The 16,200-nt window shown below is 68.9% G+C and carries 14 protein-coding genes; 6 read left to right on the top strand and 8 right to left on the bottom strand.

The genetic code is table 11. The annotated features are described in order from the left end of the window. Positions 1-3: 3 nt before the first annotated feature. The gene (locus GGQ96_RS05415) at positions 4-474 is read right to left on the bottom strand and encodes a Fur family transcriptional regulator (RefSeq protein WP_184112433.1); all 471 of its coding nucleotides are present in this window, start codon (positions 472-474) and stop codon (positions 4-6) included. A gap of 56 nt (positions 475-530) precedes the next feature. Further along, a complete protein-coding gene (locus GGQ96_RS05410) occupies positions 531-929 on the bottom strand; it encodes a MerC domain-containing protein (RefSeq protein ID WP_184112417.1) in 399 nt (132 codons plus the stop codon). 163 nt (positions 930-1,092) lie between these two features. Here GGQ96_RS05410 and GGQ96_RS05405 point away from each other — a divergent pair, with 163 nt between their 5' ends. Beyond that, entirely contained in the window at positions 1,093-2,091 is a 999-nt protein-coding gene (locus GGQ96_RS05405) for an aspartate carbamoyltransferase catalytic subunit (protein ID WP_184112415.1), read from the top strand. Continuing rightward, a complete protein-coding gene (locus tag GGQ96_RS05400) occupies positions 2,088-3,311 on the top strand; it encodes a dihydroorotase (RefSeq protein ID WP_184112413.1) in 1,224 nt (407 codons plus the stop codon). Before GGQ96_RS05405 ends, GGQ96_RS05400 begins: the two co-directional genes overlap by 4 nt. Positions 3,312-3,349: 38 nt before the next feature. Here the strand turns inward: GGQ96_RS05400 and GGQ96_RS05395 are convergent, their stop codons facing one another. The 3 genes from GGQ96_RS05395 to GGQ96_RS05385 form a co-directional block, all read right to left on the bottom strand. Beyond that, positions 3,350-3,676 carry an HNH endonuclease family protein gene (locus GGQ96_RS05395; RefSeq protein ID WP_343058930.1) on the bottom strand — a complete coding sequence of 109 codons (327 nt, stop codon included), beginning with the start codon at positions 3,674-3,676 and terminating at the stop codon, positions 3,350-3,352. A 107-nt stretch (positions 3,677-3,783) separates the two neighbouring features. Then, complete coding sequence (locus GGQ96_RS05390) at positions 3,784-4,413, bottom strand: opacity protein (RefSeq protein WP_184112411.1); 630 nt, start codon at positions 4,411-4,413, stop codon at positions 3,784-3,786. Between the two features lie 232 nt (positions 4,414-4,645). After that, positions 4,646-4,897: a Rho termination factor N-terminal domain-containing protein gene (locus tag GGQ96_RS05385; protein ID WP_184112409.1), complete on the bottom strand. Its 252-nt coding sequence runs from the start codon at positions 4,895-4,897 to the stop codon at positions 4,646-4,648. A 125-nt stretch (positions 4,898-5,022) separates the two neighbouring features. On the opposite strand from GGQ96_RS05385, the gene purF reads away from it, so the two are divergent. Together purF and GGQ96_RS05375 are read left to right on the top strand one after the other, a co-directional pair. Beyond that, positions 5,023-6,477: an amidophosphoribosyltransferase gene (gene purF, locus GGQ96_RS05380; RefSeq protein ID WP_184112407.1), complete on the top strand. Its 1,455-nt coding sequence runs from the start codon at positions 5,023-5,025 to the stop codon at positions 6,475-6,477. Continuing rightward, on the top strand, positions 6,474-7,199 hold the full coding sequence (locus tag GGQ96_RS05375; RefSeq protein ID WP_184112405.1) for an SDR family NAD(P)-dependent oxidoreductase: 726 nt from the start codon (positions 6,474-6,476) through the stop codon (positions 7,197-7,199). The genes purF and GGQ96_RS05375 overlap by 4 nt, the downstream gene beginning before the upstream one ends. Before the next feature lie 187 nt (positions 7,200-7,386). On the opposite strand, the gene GGQ96_RS05370 is transcribed toward GGQ96_RS05375, so the two are convergent. Then, positions 7,387-8,766, bottom strand: a complete 1,380-nt coding sequence (locus GGQ96_RS05370) for a cryptochrome/photolyase family protein (RefSeq protein WP_184112403.1) — start codon at positions 8,764-8,766, stop codon at positions 7,387-7,389. A gap of 110 nt (positions 8,767-8,876) precedes the next feature. On the opposite strand from GGQ96_RS05370, the gene GGQ96_RS05365 reads away from it, so the two are divergent. Beyond that, on the top strand, positions 8,877-10,649 hold the full coding sequence (locus GGQ96_RS05365; RefSeq protein ID WP_184112401.1) for a cation:proton antiporter domain-containing protein: 1,773 nt from the start codon (positions 8,877-8,879) through the stop codon (positions 10,647-10,649). Between the two features lie 51 nt (positions 10,650-10,700). On the opposite strand, the gene GGQ96_RS05360 is transcribed toward GGQ96_RS05365, so the two are convergent. Beyond that, positions 10,701-11,375 (bottom strand): hypothetical protein, encoded by a 675-nt coding sequence (locus GGQ96_RS05360; protein ID WP_184112399.1) that lies wholly within the window; start codon positions 11,373-11,375, stop codon positions 10,701-10,703. Positions 11,376-11,504: 129 nt separating this feature from the next. Beyond that, positions 11,505-14,165, bottom strand: coding sequence for an alanine--tRNA ligase (alaS, locus tag GGQ96_RS05355; protein ID WP_184112397.1), 2,661 nt, complete (start codon positions 14,163-14,165; stop codon positions 11,505-11,507). Between the two features lie 310 nt (positions 14,166-14,475). On the opposite strand from alaS, the gene mqo reads away from it, so the two are divergent. Then, positions 14,476-16,185: a malate dehydrogenase (quinone) gene (gene mqo, locus GGQ96_RS05350; protein ID WP_343058929.1), complete on the top strand. Its 1,710-nt coding sequence runs from the start codon at positions 14,476-14,478 to the stop codon at positions 16,183-16,185. The last annotated feature ends 15 nt before the right edge of the window (positions 16,186-16,200 follow it).

Below are 16,200 nucleotides of genomic sequence, written 5' to 3'. Positions count from 1 at the left end.
GGATTACGCCGCGGCTTCGCAGGACGAACACCGGCCGCGCAGCTCGATAACCGATCTTTCCGGTTTAAAACCAGAAACTTGCGCCGCGTCGCGCAAGCCACGCGTGATCCGGTCGTCGTCGAGATGCGTCGTTTGTCCACACGAATCGCACACGAGGAAGATACAATCGTGAAGGCAGCCGGGATGGGTGTTGGCGACATAGGCGTTCGCGCTTTCGACCCGCCGGGCCAGATTGGCGCCGACGAACAGGTCGAGAATCCGGTAGACGCTGTTGGCCGCCACCCGCCGCCCCTCGCGCTGCGACACTGCCTCGGCGATGTCATAGGCGGAAGCGGGCTTGTCGAAGCCGGCGAGCACGTCGAACACCGTTGCGCGCATCACCGTCCATTGCTCGCCCGCCTGCTCCAGCGCCGTACGCGCCGCGTCGTTCAGGGCGTCGCCCTCTGGTTCGTGATGATTGTGCCCGGTCGCCATCGCCGCGAGATAGGGAATGCCGCCCTCTCCAGCAAGCGAGCGCTTCGGTCGGGACCCTAATGGGTCAGGGGCGACCAGCGATGTGCGCGACGATTGAGCTCATGCCCCAGCGCAAGCAGCGAGACGCCGACGATCGTCCACAAGGCCTCGTGACTGCCGCTGTCGTGCGGCAGCGTCATCGCCCCGGCCATCACGCCCAGGCCGAATGCGCCGACGGCCGCCGGCAGCGCCTGGCCATGATGCAGGATGCCCTTGCCCAAGGCGAGCGCCCCGAGCAGGATCGCCATCGTGAGCCCGACCTCGTGGATCAGCGGGTCGAGCAGCATCCCGCCCGCCGTCGACGCCAGGGCAAGCAGCGCGGTCGTGGCGACGCAATGCACCGCGCATAGCCCCGATAGCCCGATCGCGAACCGATCCAGCTTGGGCCACCAGGAAGTTTGCGTCGCAACGGTCATTTCGCCTGCCTTTATAGGCGCACCAATAGAAGGTTACAACGTCACATGGCCTCCGCTGGCCGTTTTAACCATCAATCCGCCTCGCTCTGGCGGGCTCTTGCTCCGATGCCGGCCGTATCCCCGGCTTGCCCGACTCGGGTCCGGGCGCTAACCGCGGCAGCCGATGTCACGCTCGAACCACCGCCCATCCGCCATGATCGCCGGGGGGGCCGTGTTCCCCCATCGCCACCTGACCGGGATCGAGGGACTGGAGCCGCACGAGATCGCCTTCCTGCTCGACGAGGCCGAGCACTGGGTGGAGGCGAACCGCCAGCATGATCGCGGACAGGATCGCGACTGGGCGCGGCTGGCCGGCCTCACCCAGATCAACGCTTTCTTCGAGAACAGCACGCGCACGCTCTTGAGCTTCGAGATCGCAGGCAAGCGCCTGGGCGCGGACGTGGTCAACATGCATGCCGCGCAAAGCTCGGTGAAGAAGGGCGAGACGCTGATCGACACCGCGCAGACGCTGAACGCGATGCGCGCCGACATATTGGTCATCCGCCATATGAGTTCGGGCGCGGTGAAGCTAATCGCCGACAAGGTCGATTGCGCCGTGCTGAACGCCGGCGACGGCCGGCACGAGCATCCGACCCAGGCGCTGCTCGACGCGCTGACCATCCGCCGGCGGCGCGGGCGGATCGAGGGGCAGCGCGTGGTGATCTGCGGCGACCTGCTGCACAGCCGGGTCGCGCGCTCCAACATCCTGGCGCTGACCGCGCTGGCGGCCGAGGTGCGGGTCTGCGCGCCGTCCACGCTGATGCCGCCGGCGGTCGAGCGGATGGGCGTGACCCGCTTCACCGATTTCGACGCGGCGCTGGAGGGGGCGGACGTGGTGATGATGCTGCGCTTGCAGAACGAGCGGATGGACGGCGGCTATGTCCCCTCGCCGCGCGAATTCCGACTGCGCTACGGCCTGACGCCCGAGCGGCTGAAGCGCGCCAAGGCCGATGCGCTGGTCATGCACCCCGGCCCGATGAACCGGGGCATCGAGATCGACTCGGCAGTCGCGGACGGACCGCAATCGGCGATCACCGAGCAGGTGGCGATGGGGGTGGCGGTGCGGATGGCGTGTCTGGATGTCCTGACCCGACGCGCGCGCGGCGTGGAGGGCTGGGCATGAGCCAGGCACAGAACATCGCCTTCACCAACGCCCGCCTGGTGCTCGCCGACCGTGTCGAGCCGGGCGCGCTGCTGGTCCGCGACGGCGTCATCGCTGGCGTGGGCGCGGTCGATGTGCCGGCCGACGCGGATAGGTTCGATTGCGGCGGCAAGCTGCTCGCCCCCGGCATCGTCGATTTCGGCGTCTTCTCGGTCGACCGCGAGGCGTGCCGGCGCGGTGGCATCGTACGGGTCGCGTTGATGCCCGACCAGCGACCGGTGCTGGACGATCCCGGCGTGGTGCAGCGCGCGGCGCTGGTCGGCCGGCCCGATCTGTGGATCCACCCCATCGCCGCCGCGACGCGCGGACTGATGGGTCAGGACCTGGCGGAGATGGCCTTCTGCGTCGAGGCGGGCGCGCGCGCGGTCGGCACCGGCCGCCGCTGGATCGCCGATTCGGGCGTGATGGCCAAGCTGTTCGCCTATGCCGGCGACCTGGGCCTGACCGTCGTCACCCATGCCGAGGATGACGGCCTGACCCACGGGGCGGTCGCGACCGATGGCGAGACGGCGACGCGACTCGGCCTGCCTTCCGCCCCGGCCGTCGCCGAGGCGCTGGCGGTAGCGCGCGACCTGCAACTGGCGGAGGCCAGCGGCGCGCGGTTGCATCTGCGCCAGGTCACCACCGCCGCGGCGCTCGACCTGGTGCGGGCGGCGAAGCGGCGCGGCGTCGCGGTCACCTGCGGGATCACGCCCGCGCATCTCCACCTGTCGGACATCGCGGTAAGCGATTTCCGCACCTTCGCGCATCTCTCGCCGCCGCTTCGCGACGACGCCGATCGACGGGCCTGTCTGGCCGCCATCGCCGACGGCACGATCGACATCCTGTCGTCGGGCCATGATCCGCATGGACCGGAGGAAAAGCGCCTGCCCTTCGCTGATTCGTCGGCCGGCATGGCGGGGGCGGAAACGTTGCTGCCACTGGCGCTGATGCTGGTGCGCGACGGCCATTGCTCGCTGGACCGCTTGTTCCAGCTGCTCGCCGTCAACCCGGCCCGCGCCCTGGGGCTGGACACGGGCCGACTCGCGGTCGGCCTGCCCGCCGACCTGCTGCTGTTCGACGACCGCGCGCCGGTGCGGATCGCCGGCGACGCCTTCGCCTCGGCTGGCAACACGCCGTTCGACGGCTTGCCGGTGGAAGGCAAGGCGCTGCGCCTGTGGAAGGGCGGCCGGGCGCTATAGCCTGTTCGCGCGGGGGCGCAGATCGCTCCCCAGGTCGGTCATCGCCGCGTCCGCACCGGCGCGTGAAAATCGGCCGGCTTGTCGGCGATCCAGCGCAGGAACCGCGCGATCGCCGGCTGCACGCGCAGCACCTCCGGATCGGCAAAGCGCCGGGCCAGGTCCGTATTGCCGAAGCTGGCATGGATGGTCCGGTGGCAGATCGGGTGGATCGGCGCGGTGATCCGGCCACCTTCGCTCTTGGGTACGAGATGATGCCATTCGATACGGCGGCCCAACGGCCGGCCGCATAACACGCAGGCGGGCGGCGGCGCATCGCGTCGCTCGGCCAGCGCCGCCGCCTCCGCCAGGCCCGCCTGTCGTTTCACCCGACCCGTCATTCACGGCATATGGGCCTGAACGCCCACGCAAAAAAGAAGGGCGGAGGCGACCATTGTCGCCCCCGCCCCGCTTTTCACGCCGGTGATCGCCAGGATCAGAAGTGCGCGATCACGCCCGCCATCGGACGGAAGCTCTTCGCGCTGCCGAAGGTCGACGCCTCGACGCGCAGGCGCACGCCCGCATTGCCGGTGATGCCCGACAGGCCGATGTCCTTCGGGCCGACCTCGGCGCCGATGCCGTAGCTGACGGCGCCATAGTCCGGGCTGTTGTCGCCGAACTTGTCGAAGTTCACCCACTGGTAGCCGACCTTGCCATAGAACAGGCCGCTGTCACCCGCGCGGAAGCCGAAGCGGCCGGCGACGCCATATTCCCAGTCGATATCGCCCTTGAAGCCCTTGGTCGCGTTGCCCTCGGCACCGACGAACACCGGGCCCAGCGGCACGTTCACGCCGACCACGCCCTGCACCAGGCCGCCATTCAGCTTGCCGGTGCCGATCGGCGTGTTGGGGATGCCGTGACCGGCTTGGCGGTCGAATTCCTCCCAGCCGCCCATCACGCCGACATAGGGCTCGATGCCGAACGCCTTCGTGCCGTCGGGCGCGCGCGGCCCCTCGTTGGCGGTGGTGTCGACCGTATCCTGCGCGACCGCGTCCTGCGCGAAAGCCGGCGCGGCGGCGGTGACGGCCGCGGCGGCGGCGACGGTGGCGAGGAGAAGCTTACGCATGGCATTGTACCTTGAAGTTGAACCTTTGGCATCGGGCGAGCCCGTTCCAGGTCCAGCAGAAGCCGCGAACCACCGCTTTGTTGCAGCGCATTCTGCTCTTTATCGTCGGAACCATCGGGCTGTGACGATTTTGCCACGCTTCCTGTCACGAAAATGAACCAACTGCGGCAAGACCGGGGCAAGCGGTCCGATTGGCCTTGAAGTCGCCGCATCATGCCGCATTTCCGCCATCTCAGCCATGATCGCGGATCGCCGCGACGAGTTCCGCCTTCGTCATCCGCGACCGGCCGGCGATGCCGATGCGCCTCGCCTGTTCCAATAGCGCGGGCTTGGTGCGATCTTCGAGATGGACGCTATTGTGCGACAGCGAACCCCTGGCCTTGGCATTGGCGATCCGTGCTGCCTTCTCCGTGGAATTTCCTTGCGCCACCAGCGCCTCGAACAACGCGTCGTCCTTGATCTGCGGTCCGTGATCGCGGGCCATGAGCGTCCTCCCTATCCGGCCGCCACAACACCCATTTCGAACTTATGCTCCGTCGCGCATGACAAACAGGCGACAAAGCGTTCCGCCCCCCCTATATGCGCAGCCGCACGACATGAGCGGGCCCGATGCTGACCACCAATCCATTTGACGATGACAAGCTGCGCGAGGAGTGCGGCATCTTTGGCGTTTCGGGTAGCGACAGCGCTGCCGCGCTCACGGCGCTGGGGCTTCACGCCCTGCAGCATCGCGGGCAGGAAGCGGCGGGGATCACCTCCTTTGACGGGCTTCACTTCCACACCCACCGCGCGATGGGCCATGTCGCCGGCAATTTCGACCGGGACGACGTGATCCGTGCGCTGCCCGGCGGGACGGCCGCGGGTCATGTCCGCTACTCGACCACCGGCGAGACGGCGCTGCGCAACGTGCAACCACTTTATGCCGAGTTGCAATCGGGCGGCTTCGCGATCGCGCATAACGGCAACATCTCCAACGCGATGAAGCTGCGGCGCGAGCTGGTGCGGCGGGGTTCGATCTTCCAGTCGACCTCCGACACGGAAACGATCATCCATCTGGTCGCCACCTCCAGCTATCGCACCCTGCTCGACCGCTTCATCGACGCGTTGAAGCAGATCGAAGGCGCCTATTCGCTGATCGTGATGACGCCGGAGGGCATGATCGCCTGCCGCGACCCGCTCGGCATCCGGCCGCTGGTCATGGGCCGGCTCGACAAGGCGGTGATCTTCGCCTCGGAGACGGTGGCGCTCGACGTATGCGGGGCGACCTTCGAGCGCTCGCTGGAACCCGGCGAGCTGGTCATCGTCCAGAATGGCGAGATTCGCTCGATCCGACCGTTCGAGGCGGTGGCGGCGCGGCCCTGCATCTTCGAATGGGTCTATTTCTCCCGGCCCGATTCGATCTCGGGCGACCACAGCATCTATTCGGTGCGCAAGGAGATCGGCGCGCAGCTGGCCGCCGAGGCGCCGGTCGAGGCCGACCTGGTCATACCCGTGCCCGATTCAGGCGTGCCGGCGGCGATCGGCTATGCCCAAGCGTCGGGCATCCCGTTCGAGTTGGGCATCATCCGCTCGCATTATGTCGGCCGCACGTTCATCCAGCCGGGCGACAAGGTCCGCCATCTGGGCGTCAAGCTGAAGCACAACGCCAATCGCGCGCTGATCGCGGGCAAGCGCGTGGTGCTGGTCGACGATTCGATCGTGCGCGGCACCACGTCGCTCAAGATCGTGCAGATGATGCGCGATGCCGGCGCGGCGGAGGTGCATATGCGCATCGCCAGTCCGCCGACGCGGCATAGCTGCTTCTACGGCGTCGACACGCCCGAGCGCGCCAAGCTGCTGGCGGCGAAACTCGATCTCGGCGGCATGACCGATTTCATCCATGCCGACAGCCTGGCCTTCGTTTCGATCGACGGCCTGTACAAGGCCTTGGGCGAGGCGAAGCGCGACAGCAAGCCGCGCTATTGCGACGCCTGCTTCACCGGCGACTATCCGACGACGCTGACCGACCAGGACGACAGCGCCGATGTCGACCAGTTCGCAATGCTGGCCGAGCGGCTGAATTGAGCGAGGCGGCGACCGACGGGCGTCCGCTGGACGGGCAACTGGCGCTGGTCACCGGCGCCAGTCGCGGCATCGGCGCGGCGACCGCGCGCGAGCTGGCGCGACTGGGCGCGCACGTCGTTCTCACGGCCCGGTCGGCCGGGCCGCTGGAGCAGGTCGAGCAGGCGATCTTCGACGCCGGCGGTTCGGCCACGATCGCGCCGCTCGACCTGACCCAGACCGACTCGATCGCGCGGCTGGCGCAGGCGATCGGCGAGCGCTGGACCTCGCTCGACCTCCTGGTGCTGAACGCGGCGACTTTGGGCAGCCTGGCGGCGGTGCCGGCGATCGATCCCAAGGAACTCGCCGCGGTGCTGACGCTCAACGTCAGTGCCCAGGCCGCCCTGTTGACTGCCTTCGACCCGCTGCTCCGGCGCGCCAAGGCCGGCAAGGTGATCGGCCTGACTTCCAGCGTCGGCCGTTCCCCGCGCGCCTATTGGGGAGCCTATGGCGCGTCGAAGGCGGCGTTCGAGACGCTGCTGGGCGCCTATGGCGACGAATTGGCGGAGATCAGCCGGGTGCGCGTCGCCATCGTTGACCCCGGCGCGACGCGGACCAAGATGCGCGAGCGGGCCTATCCCGGCGAAGACCCCGCTTCGGTCAAGCCACCCGAGACGGTGGCGACACGGATCGCGACGCTGGCGGTGGACGGATTCGTCGTCGGGCATTTCGAGCGGGTCAGCTGAGCGGGCCGATCTCCCCTGGTGGTGTCGGCAACATCGCGCGATCGATCATCGCGCTCCCTCGACGGCCCACGACCGATGGAGGTTTCGGCCCGGAATGACGGGGCCGAACACCAACGTCCCCGAACCCAGAACCTCCCTCGGGATGGTGCGCCGGGTTCTGCAACGATCCTCTGTCTGGCCTACAACGCTAGCGCAACGTCGCCGCCGCGGCGAGTGCGCGCTCCCTGGCCTCGCGGTGCCCGATGATCTTGGCCGGATAATCGCCCGGCCGGCACCCGGCCGCCTCCGGATCGTGGATCGCCGGGTCGGGGAGATCCGCCAGTTCCGGCACCCAGCGCCGGATGTAATCGCCCGCCGCGAACTTTTCCGACTGGCCGAGCGGGGCCATGATCCGGCCGAACATGTTGGCGTCAACCCCGGTGCCCGCCACCCATTGCCAGTTGACGGCATTGTTGCCGTAATCGGCGTCGACCAGGCAGTCCCAGAACCAGCGCTCGCCCTCGCGCCAGTCGATCAACAGGTGCTTGACCAGGAAACTGGCGGTAATCATGCGCACGCGATTGTGCATCCAGCCGCTATGCCAGAGCTGACGCATCCCGGCATCGACGATCGGATAGCCGGTGCGGCCACGCTGCCAGGCTTGCAGGTCGCCCTTCGCCGCCCGTCCCGTGCGCCAGGGCAGGTCGTCATAGCGGGAGCGCCCGTTGACCGTCGCATAGTCGGGCAGCGCCATCACCACGCCGTCGGTGAAATCCCGCCAGGCCAGTTCCTTGCGGAAGCCGGTGGCATCGGCGTGACGATCGGTCGCGTGCCAGACGCTGCGCGCCGACACCTCGCCGAAATGCAGGTGCGGTGACAGGCGGGTCGTGCCGTCCTCCGCCGGCAGGTTGCGCTGCACGTCATAGCCGGACAGCAGCGCGCCCAGCGCCTCGACCTTGCGCTGCGCCTCCGCCTCGCCCGGCGTCCAGTCGGCATCGAAGCCGGTCGACCAGTCGGGCGTGGTCGGCAGCAGCGCCCAGTCCGACAGCGTCTCGGTCGTCGGCCATTGGCCGGGCGCGGGGATCGCGTCGGGCGCGGGCAGAGGCCGGGGCGGCGGCAGATGCGCCTGCAAGGCCTTCCAGAAGGACGAATAGATGCGGAACGGCGCGCCGCTGCCGGTGCGGACATCCTCGACCCGGCAGAGGTGATTGCCCTCATGGAGATGGAGCGCATCGCCCAGCGCGGTGTCGACCCGCCGCCACCAGGGCTCGTACTGGGTGCTGGCATGGATCCGCGCCGCGCCCGTCTCGTGCATCAGTGACCGCAATTGGCCAAGCGCATCGCCCCGACGCAGGATCAGCCGGCTGCCCTTCTCCGCCAACGCCTCGCCCAGCCGCGCCAGGCTGTGATGCAGCCACCAGCGCTGAGCCCCGCCGATCCGCCATGCGCCGGGCGCGTCGTCGTCCAGGATATAGACCGGGATGACCGCACCCTCGTCCACCGCCGCCAGGAGCGCAGGGTGATCGCGCAACCGCAGGTCCTGCCGCAACCATAGCAGGACGGGCTTGGATGGATCAGTATCGTGCATCGGCACAGTACGCGTGCCGACACCCGCCGTTCCGCGGTCGCAACCCGCCGGAGCAGCGGAAAGGCCGCGACGCGGCTGACAAGCGCGATCGGATCGGGCAGGTAACGACCATGGCGATCGCAATCGACAATGCCGCGTTCAGCGATGCGCTGGTCATCCTGGGGGCGGCCGGACTGGTCATCCCCGCCTTCGCGCGCTTCCGGGTCAGCCCGGTCATCGGCTTCATCCTGGTCGGGATGCTGGTTGGGCCGGCCGGCCTGGGTTCGCTGGTGCCGCACATCCCCTGGCTCTATTACATCACCATCTCCGACCCGGAGTCGATCGCGCCCTTCGCCGAGTTCGGCATCGTGCTGCTGCTCTTTTCGATCGGGCTGGAACTGTCGTTCCGACGCCTCTGGGCGCTTCGGCGACAGGTGTTCGTGATCGGCGCGGCGGAATTGATCGGATCGGCGGCGCTGATCGGCATCGCGCTCCACGTCATGGGCCAGCCCTGGGCGGGCGCGATCGGCCTCGGCCTGGCGGTGGCCCTGTCCTCCACCGCCTTGGTCCTGCCGCTGGTCGGCACCACCAGCCCGGTCGGGCGCGGCGCCTTCGCGATGCTGCTGTTCGAGGATTTGGCGCTGGTGCCGATCATCTTCGCGCTGGGCGCCATGGCCCCGACTGCCTCCGACCAGGGCTGGGCCGGCATCGCCGGAGTCGCTTTACGCGGCGGCATCACCGTCGCGGTCATGTATCTGGGCGGCCGCTTCGTGCTGCCGCGCCTGTTTGCGCAAGCTGCGCGGACCAAGAGCCCGGAGCTGTTCCTGGCCGCGTCGCTGCTGGTCGTGATTGTCGCCAGCGTCGCGACCACCGCCGCCGGCCTGTCGCCGATCGTCGGCGCGCTGCTCGCCGGCCTGCTGATCGCCGAGACCGAATATCATAGCGAGGTCGAGGTGATCACGGCGCCGTTCAAGGGTCTGGCGCTGGGCGTGTTCCTGATCACGGTGGGCATGAGCCTCGACCTGCGGCTGATCGCCGCCAACTGGCCGTCGCTATTGGCCGCGGTGGTGGGCGTGGTCGCGGTGAAGACCATCGTCACCTATCTGCTGCTGCGCGTCTCGCAGGCGCGGCGCGGCGTCGCGGCGGAAACCGGCCTGTTGATGGGCAGCCCCAGCGAGACGACGCTGATCGTGCTCGCCACCGCCGCGCAGGCGCAGATCATCCAGCCCTCGACGGCCGCGTTCTGGCAGACGGTGACCGCGATCGGCCTGACGATAACGCCGCTGCTCGCGCTCGCCGGCCGCACCATCTCCCGCCGGATCGAGACGCGCGACCTGCCCGGCGACATGGCCCGGGACGAGGACGGCCCGCGCACTGTCATCATCGGTTTCGGCCGGGTCGGGCAGATGGTGGCCGATCTGCTCGCGGTGCATGGCCACGCCTATATCGCGGTCGAGGCCGATATCGACGCGGTGACCGAGGGTCGCCGCAACGGCTATGCGGTGCTGTTCGGCGATGTCGCGCGGGCGGAATTGGTCGACCGGCTGGCGTTGCCCCAAGCGCGGGCCCTGGTGCTGACGATGGACGATCCGGTCCTCACCGTGCGGCTGACCCGCCGCATCCGCGCCACCGCGCCCGATCTGCCGATCGTAGCGCGCGCGCGCGATGCCGCCCATGCCGCCGAACTCTATCGCGCCGGGGTGACCGACGCGGTGCCCGAGACGCTGGAAAGCTCGCTGCAATTGTCGGAAGCGGTGTTGGTTGACCTGGGCGTGGCGATGGGTCCGGTGATCGCCTCGATCCACGAGAAGCGCGACGAGATGCGCCAGACGATCCGCCGCAAAGCCGCGCTGGAACGCGAGCCACGCATACGGCGTGTCCGGCGCAAGAGCGAGGTGGGCTGAAGCCGTGGTCGCGGCGTCGCCTGGATCGGAAACGGCGTTACCGCGCCGCCGTCACCCCTTGAACCACCCGAAGGGCAATTGCCGGTCCGCCAGCAGCTGCGCCGTCTTGCGGTCCCCGCGCCGCAGGGCCGAGAGCACCTGTAGCGCCGCGCGCTGGGCGATCCGGTCGAGCGGCGCGGGCGCCCCCGCCTTCACCGTCGCCTCCAGCCAGTTGCGCCCCGCCACGTCCGCCGGATCAAGCTCGATCCGCAGCATCGCCGCCAGTCCGACGATGCTCGCGCGACTGCCGCCGAGCGCCACCGCGCGGTCGAGCGCCGCCAGGCCGACATCCTGCCGCGCGCCGGCGCCGGCGCGCCCCATGATCTTGCCGACCCGGTTGATGATGCCGAGATGCCAGGCGCCCAGCGCCAGCTGCGCCTCGGCATTGCGGGGATAGCGAGCGACCAGCGCCTCGATCTCGCGCCGCGCCGCCAACGCCTCGCTGCGCGCGCCGGACAATTTGGCGCGATAGGCCATGGCGATCGCGGCGATGATCGCCGCCTCCTGGTCACTACCGTCAGTCTTCAGCTCGGCGAGCGCGACGCTGCGCGCCCGATCGATCTTGCCGAGCGCCGCCGCCTTGTCGCTGTCCTGATAGGCGGCGGCGGTCAGCAGGTCGCGGGGCGTCTGCGCCGCGACCGGCATCGCCGCCGCCAGCGCCATCGGCAGCAGCCAGGCCGCCCTCACCACGCTGTCCGAAGCACAGCCGTCGCCATCACGCCGATCTCCGTCACGCCCTGCCCTCTCCTGTTTCGCGTCAGCCTATCGGCAACGCACGACGGCGGAAAGAGGCCTATGCACAGATGCTTGGCTGGATCAGGCGGCGACTGTCTCGCCAGCTAGCACGGCGCGGATCGCAGCCAGCGCCGCCTCGCCCTTGCTGCCGTCGGGACCACCACCCTGCGCCATGTCGGGCCGGCCGCCACCGCCCTGCCCGCCGAGCGCCGCGACGCCGCGCCGCAGCAGGTCGACCGCGCTGAACGTGCCGACCAGATCGGCGGTGACGCCGACCGCGATCGAGGCGCGGCCGTCATTGACCGCGACGATCGCCGCGACGCCCGAGCCGAGCCGCTGCTTGGCCTCGTCCACCGCGCCGCGCAGACCCTTGGCGTCGAAGCCGTCCAGCACCTGCCCGATAAAGGCGGTCGCGCCGACCTGCTCCGGACCGACCGGGCCGCCCTGCCCGCCGCCCAGCGCCAGCGCCTTCTTCGCGTCCGCCAGTTCGCGCTCCAGCCGGCGACGATCCTCGATCAGCGCGGCGACGCGGGCGGGCACCTCGTCCGGCGTCGCCTTGAGCGCGGCGGCGGTGGCGCGCAGCGTCTCGTCGCGGCCGACCAGATATTGCCGCGCCGCCTCGCCGGTCAGCGCCTCGACGCGGCGGACGCCGGACGACACCGCGCCCTCGCCGACCACCTTGAACAGGCCGATATCGCCGAGCGCGGTCACGTGCGTGCCGCCGCAGAGCTCGATCGAATAGGTCTGGCCACCATCCTCGGTGCCCATCGACACCACACGGACCTCGTCGCCGTACTTCTCGCCGAACAGCGCCATCGCGCCCTCCGCGATCGCCTCGTCCGGGCTCATCAGCCGGGTGGTGACGCTGCCATTGCCGCGGATCTGCGCGTTCACCGCGGCTTCGGCATCGGCTAGTTCCTCAGCCGTCATCGCGACCGGGTGCGACACGTCGAAGCGCAATCGCTCCGGCGCGACCAGCGAGCCCTTCTGCGCGACATGGGTGCCGAGCCGCTGGCGCAGCGCCTCGTGCAGCAGGTGCGTGGCGGAATGATTGGCGCGAATCTGCGCGCGACGGGCGACGTCGATCGCCATCTTCACGGGGTCGCCGACCTTGATGCTGCCCGCCTCGACGATCGCATGATGGACGAAGACGCGGCCGAGCTGCTTCGACGTCTCGGTGACGATCGCGCGCAGGCCGGCATCGCTGGCGATGGTGCCGGCATCGCCGACCTGGCCGCCGCTCTCGCCGTAAAAGGGCGTCTGGTTGACTACGATCGCCACCGTGTCGCCGGCCGTCGCATGGTCGACACGCGCGCCGTCCTTGACCAGCGCGACCACTTCGGCCTCGCCGACATCGGTCGAATAGCCGGTGAACTCGGTCGAGCCGCTCTCCTCGGCGATGTCGAACCACAGGTCGTCGGACGCCTTGGCACCCGACCCCTTCCAGGCGGCGCGGGCCGCGCGCTTCTGTTCGGCCATCGCCGCGTCGAAGCCGGCGCGGTCGACCTGGAGGCCCTGCGTCCGCAGCGCATCCTCGGTCAGGTCGAAGGGGAAGCCATAGGTGTCGTAGAGCTTGAACGCGGTCTCGCCGGCCAGCGTGCCGCCCGCGGGAAGGTCCGTCGTCGCCTCGTCGAGCAGCCTCAGCCCGCGATCCAATGTCTTGCGGAACTGCGTCTCTTCCTGGCGCAGCGTCGCCTCGATCAGCGGCTGCGCGCGGACCAGCTCGGGATAGGCCGCGCCCATCTCCGCGACCAGCGCCGGGACCAGCCGGTGCATCAGCGGATCCTTGGCGCCCAGCAGGTGCGCATGGCGCATCGCACGGCGCATGATCCGGCGCAGCACATAGCCGCGCCCCTCATTGGCCGGCAGCACGCCGTCCGCCACCAGGAAGCCGGCCGAGCGCAGATGGTCCGCGATCACCCGGTGCGACGCCCGGCGCTCGCCCTCCGCATCGGTATGGGTCAGCGCGGTCGAGGCGGCGATCAGCGCCTTGAACGTGTCCGTGTCGTAATTGTCGTGGACGCCCTGCATCACCGCCGCGATCCGCTCCAGCCCCATGCCGGTGTCGATCGACTTCTTGGGCAGTTCGCCGACGATCTCGTTGGCATCCTGCTCATATTGCATGAACACCAGGTTCCAGATCTCGACGAATCGGTCGCCATCCTCGTCCGGGCTGCCCGGCGGGCCGCCGAAGATATGGTCGCCATGATCGTAGAAGATCTCGGAGCAGGGCCCGCACGGACCGCTGTCGCCCATCGCCCAGAAATTGTCCTTGGTCGGGATGCGGATGATCCGCTCCTCGGGCAGGCCGGCGATCTTGCGCCACAGGTCGAACGCCTCGTCGTCGGTATGATAGACGGTGGCGGTCAGCCGATCGGCGGGCAAACCCCATTCGCGGGTCAGCAGCGTCCAGGCGTTGAGGATCGCCTGTTCCTTGAAATAGTCGCCGAACGAAAAATTGCCGAGCATCTCGAAGAAGGTATGGTGCCGCGCCGTGTAACCGACATTGTCCAGGTCGTTGTGCTTGCCGCCGGCGCGGACGCATTTCTGGCTGGACGTGGCCGTCGAATAGGGCCGGCTCTCCAGCCCGGTGAAGACGTTCTTGAACGGCACCATGCCGGCGTTCACGAACATCAGCGTCGGGTCGTTCTGCGGCACCAGCGGCGCGGACGGCACGATCTGGTGCCCCTGGCTGCCGAAATAGTCGAGAAAGCCGCGGCGGATGTCGTTGGTCGAGGTCATGGATGCGGGCTTAGGCGAGTGTCGTTCCGCCCTCAAGCGGCAAGCGTGGCTTGCCGTCCCGCGCTTGCACCCAAGCGGCCATGCTGTCATGGGCATGTCATCGTCCGCCACGCACGATCATGCGGCGGAGAGATGCTATATAACATCACATACAAGGCGAGGATTGCAGCCACGACCGTGGGTGCCCGCGCCGTCTGCTGAAGGTCGGCGGGTATCCGGGGTCGACATGACCATCTGGCGGCGTCGCCCCACCCTCCCGTCCCATCGCGGACGATGGGGCGCGGCGGCGCAGCCACCGAGGAGACGCCTTGTGCCCCCATCGAACGCGCCGCTTTCGCCCCAGCCCGAAACCCCTGTTGCCGAGGGCGTGACCCGACGCGGACTGCTCGGCTCCGCCCTGGCGGCCGGTGCGGCGACGACGCTGGCCGGCTGCTCGGGCGGCCGCATCGTCGCCGAGCGCAAGGTCGACGTGCTGCTGATCGGTGGCGGCATCATGAGCGCGACGCTGGGCGTGCTGCTGCGGGAGCTGGAGCCCGACTGGACGCAGGAGATGGTCGAGCGGCTCGATCAAGTCGCCGACGAAAGCTCGAACGGCTGGAACAATGCCGGCACCGGCCATTCGGCGCTGTGCGAGCTCAACTATACGCCGGTCAACGCCAAGGACGGCAAGGTCGAGATCCAGAAGGCGATCGACATCAATGAGCAGTTCCAGACCACCCGCCAGTTCCTGAGCCATCAGGTGCGCGCCGGCACGCTCGCCCGGCCGCGCTCATTCATCAACTCCACGCCGCATATGAACCTGGTATGGGGCGCGGAGAATGTCGAGTTCCTGCGCAAGCGCCATGCGGCGCTGGGCGCCAGCCCGCTCTTCTCCGGCATGGAGTTCACCACCGACCCCAAGCAGATCGCCGCCTGGGTGCCGGTGATGATGGAAGGGCGCGATCCCGGCCAGGCGCTGGCGGCGACGCGCTCGCCGCTCGGCACCGATTGCGACTGGGGCGAGGTCACCCGGCAGTATATCGCGTCGCTGCGCAAGGGCGACCGCTTTCGTCTGACGACCGGCCATGAAGTGCGCGAGCTCGAACAGAATGCCGACGGCACGTGGCGGGTCACCGCGCACGACCGCAAGACCGGCGAGCGGCAGGTCATCACCGCACGCTTCGTCTTCGCCGGCGCCGGCGGCGGCGCGCTGCCGATCCTGCAGAAATCCGGCATTCCGGAGGGCGACGCCTATGCCGGCTTCCCGGTCGGCGGATCGTTCCTGGTCACGGAGAATCCGGCTATCGCCGGCCGCCATCTCGCCAAGGTCTATGGCAAGGCGGCGGTGGGCTCGCCGCCCATGTCGGTGCCGCATCTCGACACGCGCTATTTCGGCGGCAAGCAGACGCTGCTGTTCGGCCCCTTCGCCACTTTCTCCACCAAATATCTGAAGCAGGGTTCCTATTTCGACCTGCCCAAGTCGGTCACCCTCGACAATTTCCGGCCGATGCTGGCGGTCGGCTGGGACGATTTCGACCTGGTCGAGTATCTGGCCGGGCAGCTCATGCTGTCGGACAAGGACCGGATGGACGCGCTGCGCGAATATCTGCCCAAGGCGCAGGACGGCGACTGGCGGCTATGGCAGGCGGGGCAGCGCGTGCAGATCATCAAGCGCGACCCCGAAAAGGGCGGCGTACTGAAGCTGGGCACCGAAATCGTCGCCTCGAAGGACGGCACGATCGCCGCCCTGCTCGGCGCGTCGCCGGGAGCATCCACCGCGCCGTCGATCATGCTCAACCTGATCAAGCAGGTCTTCGCCAATCGCCTGGCCAACCCGTCCTGGCAGGCCAAGCTGCGCGAGATCGTGCCGAGCTATGGCGTGAAGCTGAACGACGATCCTCAGTTGCTGGCGCATGAGTGGAACGCGACGGCGGAAACGCTGCAGCTCGCCATCCCCTCCCCCGCCGTCCATGTCGCCACCACGCCGCGCCCGGCGGCGACGCGCGTCCGCGTCGATCGCCACCCCGACCTGGCGCTGTGAGGCGAAAGGCCCTGG

It is taken from the genome of Sphingomonas abaci (assembly GCF_014199625.1).
GTDB classification, from domain to species: domain Bacteria; phylum Pseudomonadota; class Alphaproteobacteria; order Sphingomonadales; family Sphingomonadaceae; genus Sphingomonas; species Sphingomonas abaci.
Note: the sequence above shows the minus strand (reverse complement) of the source record. Positions and strands in the feature narration are given on the sequence as shown.

What these genes read in the sequence shown, in the direction of transcription:
- GGQ96_RS05415 (WP_184112433.1), bottom strand. Translation starts at nt 474, where the DNA reads ATGGCGACCGGGCACAATCATCACGAACCAGAGGGCGACGCCCTGAAC.
- GGQ96_RS05410 (WP_184112417.1), bottom strand. Translation starts at nt 929, where the DNA reads ATGACCGTTGCGACGCAAACTTCCTGGTGGCCCAAGCTGGATCGGTTC.
- GGQ96_RS05405 (WP_184112415.1), top strand. Translation starts at nt 1,093, where the DNA reads ATGTCACGCTCGAACCACCGCCCATCCGCCATGATCGCCGGGGGGGCC.
- GGQ96_RS05400 (WP_184112413.1), top strand. Translation starts at nt 2,088, where the DNA reads ATGAGCCAGGCACAGAACATCGCCTTCACCAACGCCCGCCTGGTGCTC.
- GGQ96_RS05390 (WP_184112411.1), bottom strand. Translation starts at nt 4,413, where the DNA reads ATGCGTAAGCTTCTCCTCGCCACCGTCGCCGCCGCCGCGGCCGTCACC.
- GGQ96_RS05385 (WP_184112409.1), bottom strand. Translation starts at nt 4,897, where the DNA reads ATGGCCCGCGATCACGGACCGCAGATCAAGGACGACGCGTTGTTCGAG.
- purF (WP_184112407.1), top strand. Translation starts at nt 5,023, where the DNA reads ATGCTGACCACCAATCCATTTGACGATGACAAGCTGCGCGAGGAGTGC.
- GGQ96_RS05370 (WP_184112403.1), bottom strand. Translation starts at nt 8,766, where the DNA reads ATGCACGATACTGATCCATCCAAGCCCGTCCTGCTATGGTTGCGGCAG.
- GGQ96_RS05365 (WP_184112401.1), top strand. Translation starts at nt 8,877, where the DNA reads ATGGCGATCGCAATCGACAATGCCGCGTTCAGCGATGCGCTGGTCATC.
- alaS (WP_184112397.1), bottom strand. Translation starts at nt 14,165, where the DNA reads ATGACCTCGACCAACGACATCCGCCGCGGCTTTCTCGACTATTTCGGC.